This window comes from Prevotella sp. TCVGH, from assembly GCF_023522295.1.
Classification (GTDB): domain Bacteria; phylum Bacteroidota; class Bacteroidia; order Bacteroidales; family Bacteroidaceae; genus Prevotella; species Prevotella timonensis.
On sequence record NZ_QFFX01000019.1, the window covers coordinates 23,307 to 38,378 of the forward strand.

Genomic DNA, 15,072 nt, shown 5'->3' on the forward strand with positions numbered 1-15,072 from the left:
ATATTATCAAATGCCCATTGCCTTATTGAACTTGCCGAGTTTGTCAGCAAGCTGTTCCATGTCATGCTCCACTTTCTTATTGGTTATGCGGGCATAAATCTGTGTTATTCTGATGTTCGTATGTCCGAGCATCTTAGACACAGACTCCATTGGAACCCCTTTGGATATAGACATAGTGGCGAAAGTATGTCTTGCCATGTGGAAGGTGAGATTCTTCTTGATTCCACAAAGGTCGGCAATTTCTTTCAAATATGAATTGATACGTTGATTGCTCATCATTGGAAATACCTTTCCACCTTTTCTGTTAATGTCATAATACTTTCTTATGATGGCAAGGGGAATATCCAGCAGCATGACATTTTCATCTACGCTTGTCTTATACCTCTTGGTGATAAGCCACTGTCTGTCTTCGACAGTAACAATCTTATCGTAGGTAAGATTATATACGTCAATGTAGGCTAATCCTGTAAAGCAGGAAAAAATAAAAATATTCTTTACTAACTCCAGCCGTTCTATGTCAAAGTGCTTCTTCATAATACGGAGTACCTCTTCTTCTGTGAGGTAGCCACGATCTACCAATTCATAGCGCAGCTTGTGATTCGCAAATGGATCATGCATGATAAGTCCTCTGTTCCTCGCATAGTTCACGACCGTTTTCAGGTTTCTCAATTTCTTGGTGGTTGTGTTATGTACACCACCTACAACGGATGTAAGGTATAATTCGAAGTCCTGAACAACGGCACTTGTCAGTTCTGTCAGTCCAATATCCTTACGATGATACTTTGCTTGTAGGAAGCTTTGAAAGTTCTGCCTCACCACCTTGTACTTATAAAACGTCCCCTTTGTCAGTGTCTTACCAACTTGTTGCGTAATGGCGTCAATATATTTATCAAAGATAGGGAGAAAAGTTGTAAATTCCTTATCTGTTCCAAGAAACACTGACCTGATAAGATCTAAGGACAAGCTTTCAGAGGTTTCATATTTCCTATAGATCTGCATCAAAGTTGTTGTCATTGCATCTATTGATGCATTGACGGAGAGAGCATCTGCCGTTCTACCAATCATTCTGCTGGTTTTGTTGCTCCATTTAGATTTGTCCACGAAAATTTTAGTGGATCCAAGATTAGCCATTTCGCCTCCGAGATAAATTCGGAGCATTACAGGCGATTTTCCTTCTTTGTTCTCGTAGTTGGAACGTAGGTAGTAGGACACCTTGAAAGTCGTTTTCATAACGCATCATTTTTAGTGTAGCTTTCTTGGCTACAAAGTTCGACATAAATTGTTGAAAACGAGATATTTGTATGCCGTCAATTTGGTAGTCATTTTCCATTCACTGCTACATTTTTTTGCGAGCCTGCTTTTGTGTAGCAGTTTCTGTAGCAGAAAATGACCGAATGATGACTATCAAAAGGTATGGTTTGGCAGTCAAACGAATATGGATAAAAAACAAAAAATCGCTGTAAAACCTTGATTTTACAGCGATTATCCTTGTTTTGAAGGCTAAAATGACGTGTTGTTTGACATCCTCTTGAAACCTCTTTGTGGACCAGCCTGGGCTTGAACCAGGGACCTCCAGATTATGAGTCTGTTGCTCTAACCAACTGAGCTACAAGTCCGACTTATTGCTATGATGCATGATAAGTTTGCGGATGCAAAGATAGAAAATAAAATTGATATTCGATAGCTTGGTGCCTAAAATTCTATCATTTTACACACTTTTTTGTGAAAAACTGCGGTATTTAGCGAAATAAATGGAATAAAGATTGTCTTATAAACGAAGAAAATCCCTTAACCGACAAGGCGCAATCCAACAAGCACCATTAAAATTCCAAGGAAGACACTGCCTGCAATATACAAAGCTCCGTATAAAACATGTCCGTTCTGTAAAAGTGACAGACTTTCGTTTGAAAAGGTTGAAAACGTGGTAAAACCTCCACAGACGCCTGTAATCCATAACAGTTTCATGTCACCTTGAATAGCTACATTTCGTTCTGCTAATCCACAAAAGATGCCAATGAGGAAGCAACCGAGAAGATTTATGATAAAGGTTGCGAAGGGAAATACCGACAAAACACTCGATGACACGAATTTAGAAAGTAGATATCGGGCTACAGACCCCATGGCTCCACCAACGGCAACATATAACAAACTGCGGAATATATTCATGTGGCAAAGGTATAAAGAATTATGATAAAAGAGATTTCTTCTTTTAATAAAAACTTTCGTTTGGTGATTTTTCTTAAAAAAATAGTATCTTTACCAAATCATATTTATTGGTTTTCAAATGATTTAGTTATGTGGAAAATTTATTACCGAACTTATACACAGGCACTTGTATGGCTTTCCTTAGCCTTGACAACATGGGCTTTGACTTCGTGTAAGGATACTTTTGAAGAGCCAGAGCCTACACCACCAACTCTTTCGGTAGCCCCTGAACTAACCACAGATCAACTTTCAATTGCGTTTGATGTCATTAGTTACAAAGGAACATTTAAGGTTGAAGATGCCAACAGTGACGCACTCACATCGCCCAAGATAGTGATTCATGATAATCATGTCAAGGTAGAACTGAATCAGGAATTCACGACACTTAAAATTACAGATGCAACCCAACTTCCAATATACCTACAAATTCATTGTACTCATCCAGATTTAATTCCTGTCTCTCATAGTATTTACCAAGATTATGGCGTTATCTCTTATTATGCTATCAAGTATGGAGTTGGAAAAAACAAGATTATTGAAAAGACCATCCGAGGAGATGCTGCTCAAGTTTCTATCAACGAAAAAGGTTTACTCATGATTAAGAGTCTCAAGCCAGGTACGATGTCTTTTTTCTTGACAGATAGTAGGGGAGTTGTTAATTCTGTTACTGTTTCTATCCATAAGGGTTGGGACCTCACCAGCAACCATCTTGAAGTAGAAGGAAGTCCTGGAGAACACCTTTGCTTCTCAATTCTGTTTGGAGCACGACAATGGACTCTTACAGAAGAGGATAAGGAAAGTCCCTTTAATCTCGTCATTAATGATGAAAAATTAGACCATCTTATTTATCCACATCCGTGGTTACAACTCGAAGTTCCAAAGACGGATAAAGACAAAGTGGTGTATCAACTTGAGAACAAAGATGGAAATCGGGCAACCATCACCATCCATATAAAAGCGTCTTAGTATTCTTGAATATTCCGAATCGTCATGATAAAATTTCGTGAGGCAACGCTATCCGACTTCATTGGTGCGTGGAAAGTTCTCCGTACGGCTCGAGATATGATGTTGAAAGCAGGTAGACACCAGTGGACAGCGGAATATCCTTGTGCAAAAAATGTGATGGAGGATATCACGTCTCATCAGGCTTATGTACTCGACGCTGAAGGAGAAATCGTGGGATATGTTGTGATAGCAAAGAATGGAGAACCGAAATACCATGATATTCAGGGGCGTTGGCTGAGCGAACAAGATTATTTTGTGTTGCACAGATTGGCTATCAGTCCAACTGTTCGTGGGAAAGGTTTAGCCAAACAAATTTTTCATGAAGTGGAAAATTTATGCATCAGTCAAACAATACATAGCATAAAAATAGATACCAATAATGACAATGTCGAGATGCTTGGTATTTTACAGCAACTGGGGTTTACTTATTGTGGTATTATCAATTATGATAAAAATAAACAACGCCTTGCTTTTGAAAAGTTAGTATAGCCTTTGCTCTTTCTTTGTTGGATGTTGAAAAACAAAAAAGATGCTCCTGTTCATTTGCATCAACACCATCGTTGTGAAGCTGATGAAATGTCTTTTCGCACTTTCTATCAAAGACTTTCGAAAAGCAAAGCACCGCATAGGGATAACAGCTCCATCATTTTCGTCCGAAATCTGCAGGCACTTCACCCCATTTTGCTGTTTCCCATTTGATGACAGGATTTTGGTAAGCATGGGTGCGTAGCCACTGTTCGGCTCTTGTAATAATCTGATAAAGCGGTTCGGTTTGTGGGGTGCGTTTCAATTTTGTCTTACATTGTTTCTTTTTCACCCACAAAATGGCATTGTAGCTATCCGAGTAAATCGTTTTTTGTGTATCACCTTGCTTCTCTAACAATGCCAAGGCGTGTACGATAGCCAAAAACTCACCTATATTATTAGTGCCATGTAGGGGACCAAAATGAAAAACTTCAGCCCCCGTAGCCAAGTCTATCCCCCGATATTCCATTGGGCCGGGATTGCCCGAACATGCGGCATCCACAGCCCAAGCGTTTGCCTTTACCTCTAAGGGCAAGGGCAATACCGTGTCGTGTCGATAATCAGGAGGATTTACACAATTATCTTTCATCCGCCAGCTCTTTTCTACATTCTCTCTGGAACCTCGATACCTAACAATTGCATGGCATTCTTAATGGTTTTTGCCACATTCGCTGCAAGCACTAAGCGAGCTGTCTTTTCCTCTTCTGAATTGGCGTTAAGAATGCTGTAATCATGGTAGAACTGATTAAAATCTTTGGTCAGTTCGTAACAGTAGTTTGCAATACCACTTGGACTGTAGTCAGTGCCAGCCTGTTCTACCACGGCTTTATAGTCGTTCAGCTTCTGAATTAAGGCAATCTCTTTATCATTCAGAGGAGCATTTGTAGATAATTGCTGGGGCAGTTTTATGCCCTCTGCCTCGGCTTTCCGCATGATCGAACGGATACGCGCATACGTATATTGAATAAACGGTCCTGTGTTGCCGTTGAAGTCGATAGACTCTTCTGGGTTGAACAGCATGTTTTTGCGTGCATCTACTTTCAGGATAAAGTATTTGAGGGCTCCCAATCCAACAATGCGTGCAATGTCTTGTTTTTCTTGTTCGCTCATGTCATCAAACTTGCCCAACTCGTCACTGGTCTTGCGAGCATCGGCAATCATCTCTGCTATCAACTCATCGGCGTCGACAACAGTTCCCTCGCGGCTTTTCATCTTACCGTTTGGTAATTCAACCATGCCGTATGAGAAGTGTACCAACTCCTTGCCCCACTTAAATCCTAAACGGTCAAGCAAGATTGACAGCACTTGGAAATGATAATTCTGCTCGTTTCCAACCACATATATCATTTTGTCGATAGGAAAATCCTTAAAGCGCATTTCAGCTGTACCAATATCCTGCGTCATGTACACGCTGGTGCCGTCAGAACGAAGCAACAGCTTTTGGTCCAGTCCTTCTTTTGTAAGGTCTGCCCATACACTGTTGTCATCCTTTCGGAAGAACAGCCCTCTATTGAGTCCGTCTTCTACTTTAGCCTTTCCCTCGAGGTAAGTATCTGATTCGTAATATATCTTGTCAAAGCCTACGCCCAATGCCTTGTACGTCTCGTCAAAGCCAGCATAAACCCAACTATTCATTTTTTTCCATAACGTGCGTACCTCCTTGTCGCCTTGTTCCCATTTCACAAGCATGGCACGCGCCTCTTTCATCAATGCTGACTCTTCTTTTGCTTTGTTCTCTGCTGTCTCTTCGTCCAGCCCTTCGTCAGTCATATACTTGCTTTTCAGTGCTGCCAGTTCGGCTCTGTAATGCTTATCAAATGCCACATAGTAGTCGCCAATGAGGTGATCGCCTTTCTTTCCGCTCGATTCGGGTGTTTCTCCATTTCCCCATTTCTGCCATGCAAGCATGGATTTGCAAATATGGATGCCCCTGTCGTTCACGATGTTCGTCTTCACCACCTTGTTGCCGTTGGCTTCCATGATTTGTGCCAATGACCATCCCAACAAGTTGTTTCGCACATGTCCTAAGTGTAACGGTTTATTCGTGTTAGGTGACGAGTATTCTATCATCACGAGTGGCGAGTCTTCGGTTACTGGTTTTTCACCAAACTTCTCATCCGCATGAATGTCGTTCAATAGGTCTACCCATGCTTCTTTGGCAATGTTGAGGTTCAAAAAACCTTTCACTACATTGAAACTTGCCACCGCGGGACAGTCTCGAACCAATAGTTCACCGATTGCCTTTGCTGTATCTTCGGGCTTTTGTTTGGATATTTTCAAAAAGGGGAAAACCACTAAGGTGAGGTTTCCTTCAAAGTTACTCTTTGTTTTTTGTAGTTGTACCATTGACATTGGTACCTCTTGACCATAGAGTTCTTTCACTGAAGCAATGACCGAACTTGCAATTTGGTTCTCAATTTTCATGCTAATAAAAAATAAAATTTACTGACACTGAAACAATCTTCATGCTTAAAAAGCACACATATCAAACTTTTTGATGCTTTATCAATAGAAGAGTTATGCGCTGCAAAGGTACAACATTTAATTCAAAACAACTGGGTAACCGCTGTTTTTTATCCCACTTCCCACCCTCATCTCTTAAAATACAGTCAGTTGATGGTCGTACACCATGCGCTATACGCCATGCATTCGTGTGCTGACGTGCTGAACCTGCACCGTAACTTGATTCAAAAAGAATCATGCTGTTGGTTCCGAACAGCTCATTTGATCACACGATTCAAAAGGTTTCAACTCGCCCTGTTCTAAAAGATTACACCATTATGTGATGTTCGCAAACAGCAAATGGCTTGCTGTATGGCGACTATATCAAGTCTACCTCAAAGTTGGCTGCTTGTATTTGCATGTCCAATTTGCGCAGTTTCTTTGCGTATAGGTCTATTTCTTTGTTCAAATCCTTTACGTTAATGGTCGTTACGTATTTTATCTCCGACCGTGAATAGCGATCCATGCCTTGAGATGCCTGCTCAAACATATCGCGCAAAATGGAGATGCGCTTTGTGAGTACATCTCGTTCGGCTATCATATCGGTTAATGTTCGCCCATTATGCTGGGTTTGAATGTTTGTAATATTTATTTGCAACATCAACTTTTGGAGTTGAATGAGACAATCGTCCAACTCTTTTAGCAACTCGTCAGGATGCTCAGCGGGTTCATCTCCCTCTTGAATTTTAACGTTCTGTACCAACCGAGTTTTGAGTTGGTCTATCTTCTTTTGCAAATCTTTCCGAATACTTAGTGCTTCTGCTAATTTCATGTGGATGCGTTTAGATGGTTTTCATAAAAGAATTTTCGGACAACATTTCGCTGTCCTTCGTTTTGCCATGCGTTGAGCGTTTATTGATGTTGTACGTATTCAATATCTTCTACCCAACGTTTGGTATGGCGAAGATACAAAAAATAATTGAAACAGTCCTCCTTTTGGATGAACTTTCTGACTTATTCAATAAGATTTCTTTCTTGTATCAGCCGTAACTACAGTTCAAGGAATTTCTACTACCACTGCTTTTCCTGTAAACTTGTAAGGCTCGGTTGTGAGGACAGAGTTGTATTTTTCCACCTTTCTGCCATTGATATCGATGTCCTCGAGGGCAAAAATAAAGGTGGTGGTGTCCTTTTCGCTCTCTCCTTTGTGGACGACAGTAACCTTTGTTTTGTAGTCTTTACGGCAAATGACATTGAAATCGATAGCTCCACTATTGTTTACCGAACGAACACTTTTGCTCCCGTCGAACGCGAAAGGAAGGTCATTACTCAGTTGGTGCGCACGCCCATCTATATATAAGGTGATGTTTCCCTCAACAGGTAACAAAAAGCGTTGATAGTGTGAAAAGTCAGAAAAAGTACTTTCCGTGAGGTGAATCACCGCTGACGATATTCGCAGGTTGAAGTTTCTCTCTGCAAGACTACTGTCATGGGGGAGGATGAACAGCTCTCTTGTGATGCCGCCGCTCCATTTGTTTACCTTATAATCTGATTGTTGAATAATTTTGAACATCTTTTGTTGGTTTTGATGATAGAAAGATAGCTTTGTCCCAAAGTTCGAGTGAAAGCCACTTTCGCAATGAACGATGTGGCGAAGATACAAATAAAAATAAAAGGTACGCACTCTTTTCAAAGATTTTTATACGATGATGATGATGTGTTGGAAACTCTGAGTATTCACACTTGCAAAACCAAAAGTCGAAAAGGAAAAAAATATTGCACACTGCTCCGTATCTCAATTATTTGATTTATCTTTGCAGCAATCATTACACGTTATCAAACAAGGTATATATGAAAAAGACATTGCGAAATATTTTCTGCTTAGCTACTTTTGCGTTAGCGACATTATGCTCTGTTTCTTGTACGCAGAAGAAGTTCAACATCAATGGCAACATCGCACAAGCGAAAGATTCTACTTTATATTTTGAAAACATGGGGCTGAATGGTCCCAAGGTTCTCGACTCGGTGAAATTAGGCGAAGACGGTGCATTTAGTTTTAGTGAGAAAGCACCTGAGGCTCCCGAGTTTTATCGTTTGCGCATTGCTGGACAAATTATTAACCTGTCCATCGACTCTACCGAGACCGTTCAGGTAAAGGCTTCGTATCCAACGATGGCGTCACAATATGAAGTAAGCGGCTCTGACAACTGTTCGAAGATAAAAGAACTTACTTTGAAGCAAATGGGCTTGCAGGCTTTGGTGAACAACATTGCCCAAAATATCAACCTTACTTCCGAGGTCATGGACGACAGTTTGCACAAGGTCATGGCAGCTTATAAAAACGATGTTAAGCTGAACTACATTTTCAAAGAACCCATGAAAGCTTATGCGTACTTTGCCCTTTTCCAAACCATTCACTGGGGTGACGCCAATGTGTTGGTGTTCAATCCACGAACCAGTGAGGACGATATAAAGGTTTATGCAGCTGTTGCCACCAGTTGGGATACCTATTATCCACACGCAGAGCGAGGAGAGAACCTTCATAACATTGCGATTGAGGGGATGAAAGATGTGCGTATTATCCGCAACAACCAACAGAAAGTAATTGATGCCAGTAAGATGGCTACCACCGGTCTCATTGACATCGCCTTGCCCGATAACCGTGGAAACATTCGCAAGCTTAGTGATTTGAAGGGAAAAGTGGTGTTATTAGATTTTCATATTTTTGCCTCAAAGGAATCTACTCAACGTATTATGATGCTTCGAGAGCTGTATAATAAGTATCATGAGCGTGGTTTTGAGATTTATCAAGTATCGGTTGACCCCAACGAACACTTCTGGAAGACCCAAACAGCGGCATTGCCATGGATAAATGTGTATGCAGCCGAAGATGAGCAACAGCAAATACTGACCAATTATAACATACAATCCATACCTACGTTCTTTATCATTGATAAAAACAATACGTTGCAAAAGCGAGACGTACAAATCAAGAACATCAACGCAGAGATTGAATCGCTGTTATAAAATACTAAAAAGAAGGTAGAGTGTGCTCACGTATGGGGTAACTATCGCATCAACGGCAGGATGTTGATGCGCACCTTCAACACTTATAAAAGGCTATCAGACATTCCTTTGAGGAATTGATGATGGTCTTTTTTCGTTACGAAAGTTGTGAGCGATGATTTCTTTGGTCAATGTGAATCCCTTAACCTTATGGCGTCCAGAGATGTCTACCCCAGCATAATCCATCATGATGATACCCAATGCCCCTGTATGTGGAAGATTTTTTAGATAATGAATGACATACTGATTGGTGACGGAGGCGTTTTTCCTATAGCCTTCTGATGTTGCTATCCGCTCGCCTTGTACCACGACACTCTCTGCATAACCCGAAGTATGGTTAATAACAAGGGGGCAGTGCGCATTTTCTTGCTGCCTCGACATTGTAGAGAAGTCCAACAAACGCTTTATACTTTGGCATTTCAAGGCTACCGCTTGTTTCCCCTCGCTGGTGTCATAGAAGTCTTGCACATAGAGCGCACCCTGACTGTCCTCATGATATAATTCGCCTTTAGATTGCAGTGCAAAGCCGGGTTCGTGCGTCCAGCCACGTACATATGCGCCAATCGGTTTGTCCGCATACACATCTCTACTCAACAGTAAAATTTTTCCACGCATCTCGCCCAAGGTCAAATGGGGGTGATATGCAACAAACAAGTTTTCAAAAGCTGGGGCATGTAACAACTCTTTCATGAGTCCTGCCCAACGCTCATCATTCTTATCAGCACTGTTTTCGTGACGCATCAGGACAATAGCAAACTCCGATGGGTTCTTTCTCAACGAGTCGCGTAGCGTGGCAAGTGCCTCTTTCATGGAAAGACGTGTTTGCCATGTTCCATGAAAAATAACCAACGACGGATTACCAACGGAATCTATATGCACGGCAGGGCGCAAGTCAAACGCCCTAATTCCCGACTTCCATTGGTTACCCAAACTTACATCTTGAGTGAGCGCATATTGTTTGCCTGTCCTCTCGTCTTTTTCAACAAATCCGTTCCCCGTACAAGCATCGTGTGTCCCTGGAATAGACAGCTCGTAAAGAAACACATGATCGTTGATAGCGGCTAACCAATTCTCGGCAAACGCTGTCGTGGCAGTACTCAGTAAGAGCCATAGACAGCTCATAAAATATTTGTTCATGGGGCGAAACGTATGATTACAAGAAGAGTCATTAAAAACTACGTAGCCATGCTTGCAGATCCAAACGCATTTCTACGTGATATCTATACCTACTATCAAATCCATATCCATGCCCTCCAGAGGGATAAACGTGCAAAGAGGCAGGTACATCGTGGCGATATAGCTCAAAATAATAGTTCACACCATTTGCTGGTTGCACCACACTGTCATCGTCTGACAAAGCAATAAAGGCTCTGGGCGTGACACGTGTTACCTGTATGTCGTTGCTATATTCACGCTCCTCACGCTTGCTTGGCTTACGTCCCAACAAGTTGTCATGTGACTCTTTGTGGGTAAAGTCAGGCATCATCGTAATGACAGGATAAAACAAAATCTGGAAGTTTGGTTTGGCATCCCCTCTGCTATGTGTTGCAATGGTAGAAGCCAAATGACCTCCTGCCGACGACCCCATGATGCCCACATCGTTTCTGTTGATGTGCCACGACTGCGCATGCTGCCTTACCAGTCTCATGGCTTGCTCTGCATCACTGATAGGTGCTTGTGCTACCCCATTGGGTAGCCGATATTTTAGCACAATTGCCGCAATCCCCATGTCATTGAAGAATGGTGCCCATGCCGTACCTTCGTTTTCCATGGAAAGTTTGGCATAAGCTCCGCCAGGGCAAATCACTATGGCACGCCCCGTAGCACGCTTGGCATCTGGTAGATATATGCGCATCTTCGCCGTATCGGTATCCACACCAGTGGGATGGGGGACACGTCCGTTCCAGATGTTCATTTCTAAAACACGCTGTGCAGATGTGTTGATGGTGAGCGACAAGAAGAGAAAAATGGATAAAAGTTTATTTAGCTTCATGAGTGATTTTATTTTGAGCGTATGAAAGGAGTACACACAACGACAGGGGTTTGCAGGTCTTGTTAGCCTGAGTTCTATTTAGTTAAAATGGTACATCGCCCCTTGCTCCTCTCCAGAGAAAGTTATGTTTATCTTCGAGAGAAGCTTTGTGTCCACCTTTTGCAAAGATAATACGCATTCAGTTGACCTGCAAACAAAATTTCATCTTTTCACATATAAAAACGAATTGAAACAAAAAAGCAAACTTGTGTGGGTTTGCAGCTTGAGTGAAATGTATGAGGGGCTATTACATTTTAATGATGATTTGGTGAAGGCATCCGTTGCTTTTTGTCTTATTATTTTACCAAAAAACGACCATCTAAAATCTTCAAAATAGAAAAATTTAATAGGCAAACGACCAGCAAAAATGCGCTGATTTGAACAAAATAAACGTCTTTTCAGGCTGAAACATGTACTTAGCGGTCTTGGAAACACTCAATAGAGGTGTTATTCACATGCTTCAACGGCATTAAAACATGCAAATTGGACGCTTATCTCAATGCTTCAGTCGCAAAAGAGTGGTAAAATTGCAAAAAGAAAGAGATGATTTAAGTATAACAAATTCAATAACAACGGGTTACGAAACTTTCTTATATTTCGCGTATTTGCGACCAACTTTGCCCTTGGTGGATTACACGCGAGTTTTGAGAGGCACTTTGTAAAGAAAATTCAGCATTTAATTTCCTTTCATACAGCATACCAATCCTATATTACAAACGTTGTTTCGTTGGTGCCGTTCGGTGGAAAAATAGCTGTCGTTCACGAAAGAGCCGTGTGCAAAAAACTGAAAAAACATCTGATTGCTTGGGTGTGCCGTCATTTTTATTTAATTTTGCAGCCTATGGTATTGAATTATATTTGGGTAGCATTTTTCATCATTGCTTTTGTTATTGCTTTGTTGAAAATGATTTTCATGGGCGACATGGAAGTCTTTCCCGCTATGATGAACTCAACCTTTGACTCATCGAAAACCGCTTTCGAGATTTCTTTGGGCTTAACTGGAGTGTTGTCGTTGTGGCTTGGCATCATGAAGATAGGCGAGAAAGGTGGAGTGATTGCTGTCTTGTCACGCATACTTTCACCCGTGTTTACTAAACTCTTTCCCGACATCCCTAAGGGACATCCTGTTACGGGAAGTATTTTTATGAATATTGCCGCTAACATGTTAGGGCTTGATAATGCAGCCACACCGTTAGGACTCAAAGCCATGGAACAGTTGCAGACACTCAATCCCAAGAAGGACACAGCTACCAATCCCATGATTATGTTCTTGGTTCTGAACACTTCAGGACTGACATTGATACCTGTGAGTATCATGGTGTATCGGGCGCAACTGGGAGCAGCACAGCCCACAGATATCTTTATCCCTATCTTGTTAGCCACCTTCTTTTCTACTTTGGCAGGTATTGTCATCACCTCTCTTTATCAAAGAATCAATCTTCTCAATAAAGTGATGGTTGGTGTCTTAGGAGGTATGAGCGTACTCGTGGCTCTCATCATTTGGAGTTTTGGACAGATGAGTAAGGACACCATGAACGTGGTGAGTACCAGTGTGGCCAACATTCTGCTCATGACGATTATTGTGCTGTTTATCCTTGCCGGCTTGCGAAAGAGAGTGAATGTGTACGATGCTTTTATCGAAGGAGCCAAGGAGGGTTTTACAACAGCTGTACGAATCATTCCATATTTGGTAGCCATTCTCGTGGGTGTTGGTGTGTTTCGTGCATCGGGTGCTATGAACCTCTTGGTAGAAGGCATAGAGTGGTGTGTGGCATCTGTTGGCGGCGATACCGAATTTGTGGGAGCGCTACCAACAGCACTGATGAAACCGCTTTCAGGTAGTGGGGCACGTGGAATGATGGTGGATGCCATGACGACATACGGTGCAGACTCGTTTGTAGGACGTTTAAGTTGTATCTTTCAGGGGTCTACCGATACGACGTTTTACATCTTGGCAGTGTATTTCGGTAGTGTAAATATCCGTTATAGCCGTCATGCTGTGGTGTGTGGATTGCTGGCAGATTTAGCAGGAGTCATTGCGGCAATAGCCATTGCGTATCTGTTTTTTTAGTAGACAAGTTGACGAGTAGACAAGTTGACAAGTTGATGAGTTATTTAGTTTTTATGTTTTTGAGTTAAAAGTTTATAGAGAAATGAATTACATAGATTATCAATATTTCCCCATCGGCACTGAAGAAACAGCGGAATTGTCAACTTCTGAACTTGTCAACTAACCAACTAATAGACTTGTCAACTCGTCAACTTGTCAACTCGTCAACTAATAACAAAACACCATGTCAAATCTAAAGTCATTAGTAAAGGATACAGCCATTTATGGACTGAGTAGTATTGTAGGACGATTTCTCAACTACTTGCTCACACCACTCTATACCATAAAACTGGCATCTGCGAGTGGAGAATACGGCATCATGACAAATATGTATGCCATAACAGCCTTAATCCTCGTCATATTGACGTTTGGATTGGAGACTACCTTTTTTAGGTTTGCCAATAAGTCGGGGGAAAATGCGAATCGTGTGTATTCCTCTACGCTTATTACCGTGGGGGCAGGAGCTTTGGGGTTCTTCTTGTTAGTACTTTTGTTCCTTTCGCCCATTGCCTCGTTCATGGGTTATGCCCAACATCCATCCTACATTTGGGTGATGGCGCTCACGGTGGCTATCGATTCGTTCTTGTGCATTCCATTCGATTACCTTCGTTTTAAGAGTCGTCCTATCAAGTTTGCATCGATCAAAGTATTCATTATTGTTCTGAATATTTCGCTCAACTTGGTGTACTATCTGTTGTTTCCAGCCCTGTATGCTTCTCATCCTGAATTGATGTCTCATATTTATCAGCCTTCGGTAGGAGTGGGTTATGCTTTTTATATCAATTTGGCTTGTTCGGCACTCACCATACCTTTGCTCTGGAAAGAGTTGACCAGTGTGCCTTATCATTTTGATGCAGCCCTCATGCGGCGCATGCTTTCATACAGTTGGCCTATTTTAGTGTTAGGCTTGGCAGGTATATTGAATCAAACAGCTGATAAAATTTTATTCCCGCATATTTACAAGGGAGACGACAGTTTGATGCAACTGGGTATTTATGGAGCAGCCAGTAAGATAGCCATGATAATGGCGATGATCACGCAGGCTTTTCGATTTGCTTACGAACCCTTTGTGTTTGGCAAGTCTGAAGAGCAGGACAATCGAGCTACCTATGCCAAGGCAATGAAGTATTTTATTATCTTTACGCTCTTAGCTTTTTTGGTGGTTGTAGGTTATTTGGACGTGTTGCGTTATCTGATAGGAAAAGATTATTGGGCAGGATTGCAAGTGGTACCTATTGTCATGGCAGCCGAAATGATGATGGGCGTCTACTTTAATTTGTCCTTTTGGTATAAGCTGATCGACAAAACGATATGGGGGGCTTATTTCTCTGGCATTGGATGTGCGGTATTGATAGCGATAAATGTTATTTTTGTTCCTCGCTATGGCTATATCGCTTGTGCATGGGCTGGCTTTACTGGTTATGGTGTAGCCATGATTTTGTCGTATGTGGTGGGACAACGCAAATACCCAATCAACTATCCAATGAAGAGTATTTTTAAGTATGTAGCGTTAGCATTGGTATGTTTTGCTGCCATGACGGTCTTCAACCAAATGCTCCCCAGCGCAGCAGCATTGGGGGTAAACACCTTATTGATATTGTTGTTCGTCTTGTATATTGTCAAGATGGACTTCCCATTATACCAATTGCCTGTTATTGGAAAATATTTTAAGAAATCAACTAAATAA

The 15,072-nt window shown here is 41.6% G+C and carries 13 protein-coding genes and 1 tRNA gene; 5 read left to right on the forward strand and 9 right to left on the reverse strand.

Going from position 1 to position 15,072, the window contains the following annotated elements; translation table 11 throughout:
- Positions 1-6: 6 nt before the first annotated feature.
- The 3 genes from DEM91_RS05310 to crcB form a co-directional block, all read right to left on the reverse strand.
- Positions 7-1,230: a site-specific integrase gene (locus DEM91_RS05310; protein ID WP_249858219.1), complete on the reverse strand. Its 1,224-nt coding sequence runs from the start codon at positions 1,228-1,230 to the stop codon at positions 7-9.
- A gap of 312 nt (positions 1,231-1,542) precedes the next feature.
- Positions 1,543-1,616: transfer RNA gene (locus tag DEM91_RS05315), tRNA-Ile, on the reverse strand.
- Between the two features lie 172 nt (positions 1,617-1,788).
- A complete protein-coding gene (gene crcB / locus DEM91_RS05320) occupies positions 1,789-2,166 on the reverse strand; it encodes a fluoride efflux transporter CrcB (RefSeq protein ID WP_249858220.1) in 378 nt (125 codons plus the stop codon).
- Between the two features lie 129 nt (positions 2,167-2,295).
- Here crcB and DEM91_RS05325 point away from each other — a divergent pair, with 129 nt between their 5' ends.
- A complete protein-coding gene (locus DEM91_RS05325) occupies positions 2,296-3,171 on the forward strand; it encodes a hypothetical protein (RefSeq protein ID WP_249858221.1) in 876 nt (291 codons plus the stop codon).
- Between the two features lie 24 nt (positions 3,172-3,195).
- Positions 3,196-3,699 carry a GNAT family N-acetyltransferase gene (locus tag DEM91_RS05330; RefSeq protein WP_249858222.1) on the forward strand — a complete coding sequence of 168 codons (504 nt, stop codon included), beginning with the start codon at positions 3,196-3,198 and terminating at the stop codon, positions 3,697-3,699.
- Positions 3,700-3,853: 154 nt separating this feature from the next.
- Here DEM91_RS05330 and DEM91_RS05335 read toward each other — a convergent pair whose 3' ends face one another.
- From DEM91_RS05335 to DEM91_RS05350, 4 genes are all read right to left on the reverse strand, one after another.
- The gene (locus DEM91_RS05335) at positions 3,854-4,324 is read right to left on the reverse strand and encodes an RNase H family protein (RefSeq protein WP_036927592.1); all 471 of its coding nucleotides are present in this window, start codon (positions 4,322-4,324) and stop codon (positions 3,854-3,856) included.
- Between the two features lie 14 nt (positions 4,325-4,338).
- On the reverse strand, positions 4,339-6,159 hold the full coding sequence (argS, locus tag DEM91_RS05340) for an arginine--tRNA ligase (protein WP_249858223.1): 1,821 nt from the start codon (positions 6,157-6,159) through the stop codon (positions 4,339-4,341).
- A gap of 397 nt (positions 6,160-6,556) precedes the next feature.
- Positions 6,557-7,009 carry a DIP1984 family protein gene (locus tag DEM91_RS05345; protein ID WP_249858224.1) on the reverse strand — a complete coding sequence of 151 codons (453 nt, stop codon included), beginning with the start codon at positions 7,007-7,009 and terminating at the stop codon, positions 6,557-6,559.
- Positions 7,010-7,234: 225 nt separating this feature from the next.
- Positions 7,235-7,750 carry a HutD family protein gene (locus tag DEM91_RS05350; protein ID WP_249858225.1) on the reverse strand — a complete coding sequence of 172 codons (516 nt, stop codon included), beginning with the start codon at positions 7,748-7,750 and terminating at the stop codon, positions 7,235-7,237.
- Between the two features lie 278 nt (positions 7,751-8,028).
- On the opposite strand from DEM91_RS05350, the gene DEM91_RS05355 reads away from it, so the two are divergent.
- Positions 8,029-9,204 (forward strand): TlpA disulfide reductase family protein, encoded by a 1,176-nt coding sequence (locus tag DEM91_RS05355; RefSeq protein ID WP_195253226.1) that lies wholly within the window; start codon positions 8,029-8,031, stop codon positions 9,202-9,204.
- A gap of 96 nt (positions 9,205-9,300) precedes the next feature.
- On the opposite strand, the gene DEM91_RS05360 is transcribed toward DEM91_RS05355, so the two are convergent.
- Positions 9,301-10,380 carry a phosphatidylinositol-specific phospholipase C gene (locus DEM91_RS05360; protein ID WP_249858226.1) on the reverse strand — a complete coding sequence of 360 codons (1,080 nt, stop codon included), beginning with the start codon at positions 10,378-10,380 and terminating at the stop codon, positions 9,301-9,303.
- A gap of 31 nt (positions 10,381-10,411) precedes the next feature.
- Complete coding sequence (locus DEM91_RS05365; RefSeq protein WP_249858227.1) at positions 10,412-11,236, reverse strand: alpha/beta hydrolase; 825 nt, start codon at positions 11,234-11,236, stop codon at positions 10,412-10,414.
- Between the two features lie 880 nt (positions 11,237-12,116).
- Between DEM91_RS05365 and DEM91_RS05370 the strand changes: the two genes are divergently transcribed.
- Both DEM91_RS05370 and DEM91_RS05375 read left to right on the forward strand, forming a co-directional pair.
- Positions 12,117-13,346, forward strand: a complete 1,230-nt coding sequence (locus tag DEM91_RS05370; RefSeq protein WP_103003574.1) for a nucleoside recognition domain-containing protein — start codon at positions 12,117-12,119, stop codon at positions 13,344-13,346.
- Positions 13,347-13,569: 223 nt separating this feature from the next.
- Positions 13,570-15,072 (forward strand): lipopolysaccharide biosynthesis protein, encoded by a 1,503-nt coding sequence (locus tag DEM91_RS05375; RefSeq protein ID WP_249858228.1) that lies wholly within the window; start codon positions 13,570-13,572, stop codon positions 15,070-15,072.

Excerpts from the sequence above, each read along its gene's own strand:
- DEM91_RS05310 (WP_249858219.1), bottom strand. The coding sequence starts at position 1,230 with ATGAAAACGACTTTCAAGGTGTCCTACTACCTACGTTCCAACTACGAG.
- crcB (WP_249858220.1), bottom strand. The coding sequence starts at position 2,166 with ATGAATATATTCCGCAGTTTGTTATATGTTGCCGTTGGTGGAGCCATG.
- DEM91_RS05325 (WP_249858221.1), top strand. The coding sequence starts at position 2,296 with ATGTGGAAAATTTATTACCGAACTTATACACAGGCACTTGTATGGCTT.
- DEM91_RS05330 (WP_249858222.1), top strand. The coding sequence starts at position 3,196 with ATGATAAAATTTCGTGAGGCAACGCTATCCGACTTCATTGGTGCGTGG.
- DEM91_RS05335 (WP_036927592.1), bottom strand. The coding sequence starts at position 4,324 with ATGAAAGATAATTGTGTAAATCCTCCTGATTATCGACACGACACGGTA.
- argS (WP_249858223.1), bottom strand. The coding sequence starts at position 6,159 with ATGAAAATTGAGAACCAAATTGCAAGTTCGGTCATTGCTTCAGTGAAA.
- DEM91_RS05345 (WP_249858224.1), bottom strand. The coding sequence starts at position 7,009 with ATGAAATTAGCAGAAGCACTAAGTATTCGGAAAGATTTGCAAAAGAAG.
- DEM91_RS05350 (WP_249858225.1), bottom strand. The coding sequence starts at position 7,750 with ATGTTCAAAATTATTCAACAATCAGATTATAAGGTAAACAAATGGAGC.
- DEM91_RS05355 (WP_195253226.1), top strand. The coding sequence starts at position 8,029 with ATGAAAAAGACATTGCGAAATATTTTCTGCTTAGCTACTTTTGCGTTA.
- DEM91_RS05360 (WP_249858226.1), bottom strand. The coding sequence starts at position 10,380 with ATGAACAAATATTTTATGAGCTGTCTATGGCTCTTACTGAGTACTGCC.
- DEM91_RS05365 (WP_249858227.1), bottom strand. The coding sequence starts at position 11,236 with ATGAAGCTAAATAAACTTTTATCCATTTTTCTCTTCTTGTCGCTCACC.
- DEM91_RS05370 (WP_103003574.1), top strand. The coding sequence starts at position 12,117 with ATGGTATTGAATTATATTTGGGTAGCATTTTTCATCATTGCTTTTGTT.
- DEM91_RS05375 (WP_249858228.1), top strand. The coding sequence starts at position 13,570 with ATGTCAAATCTAAAGTCATTAGTAAAGGATACAGCCATTTATGGACTG.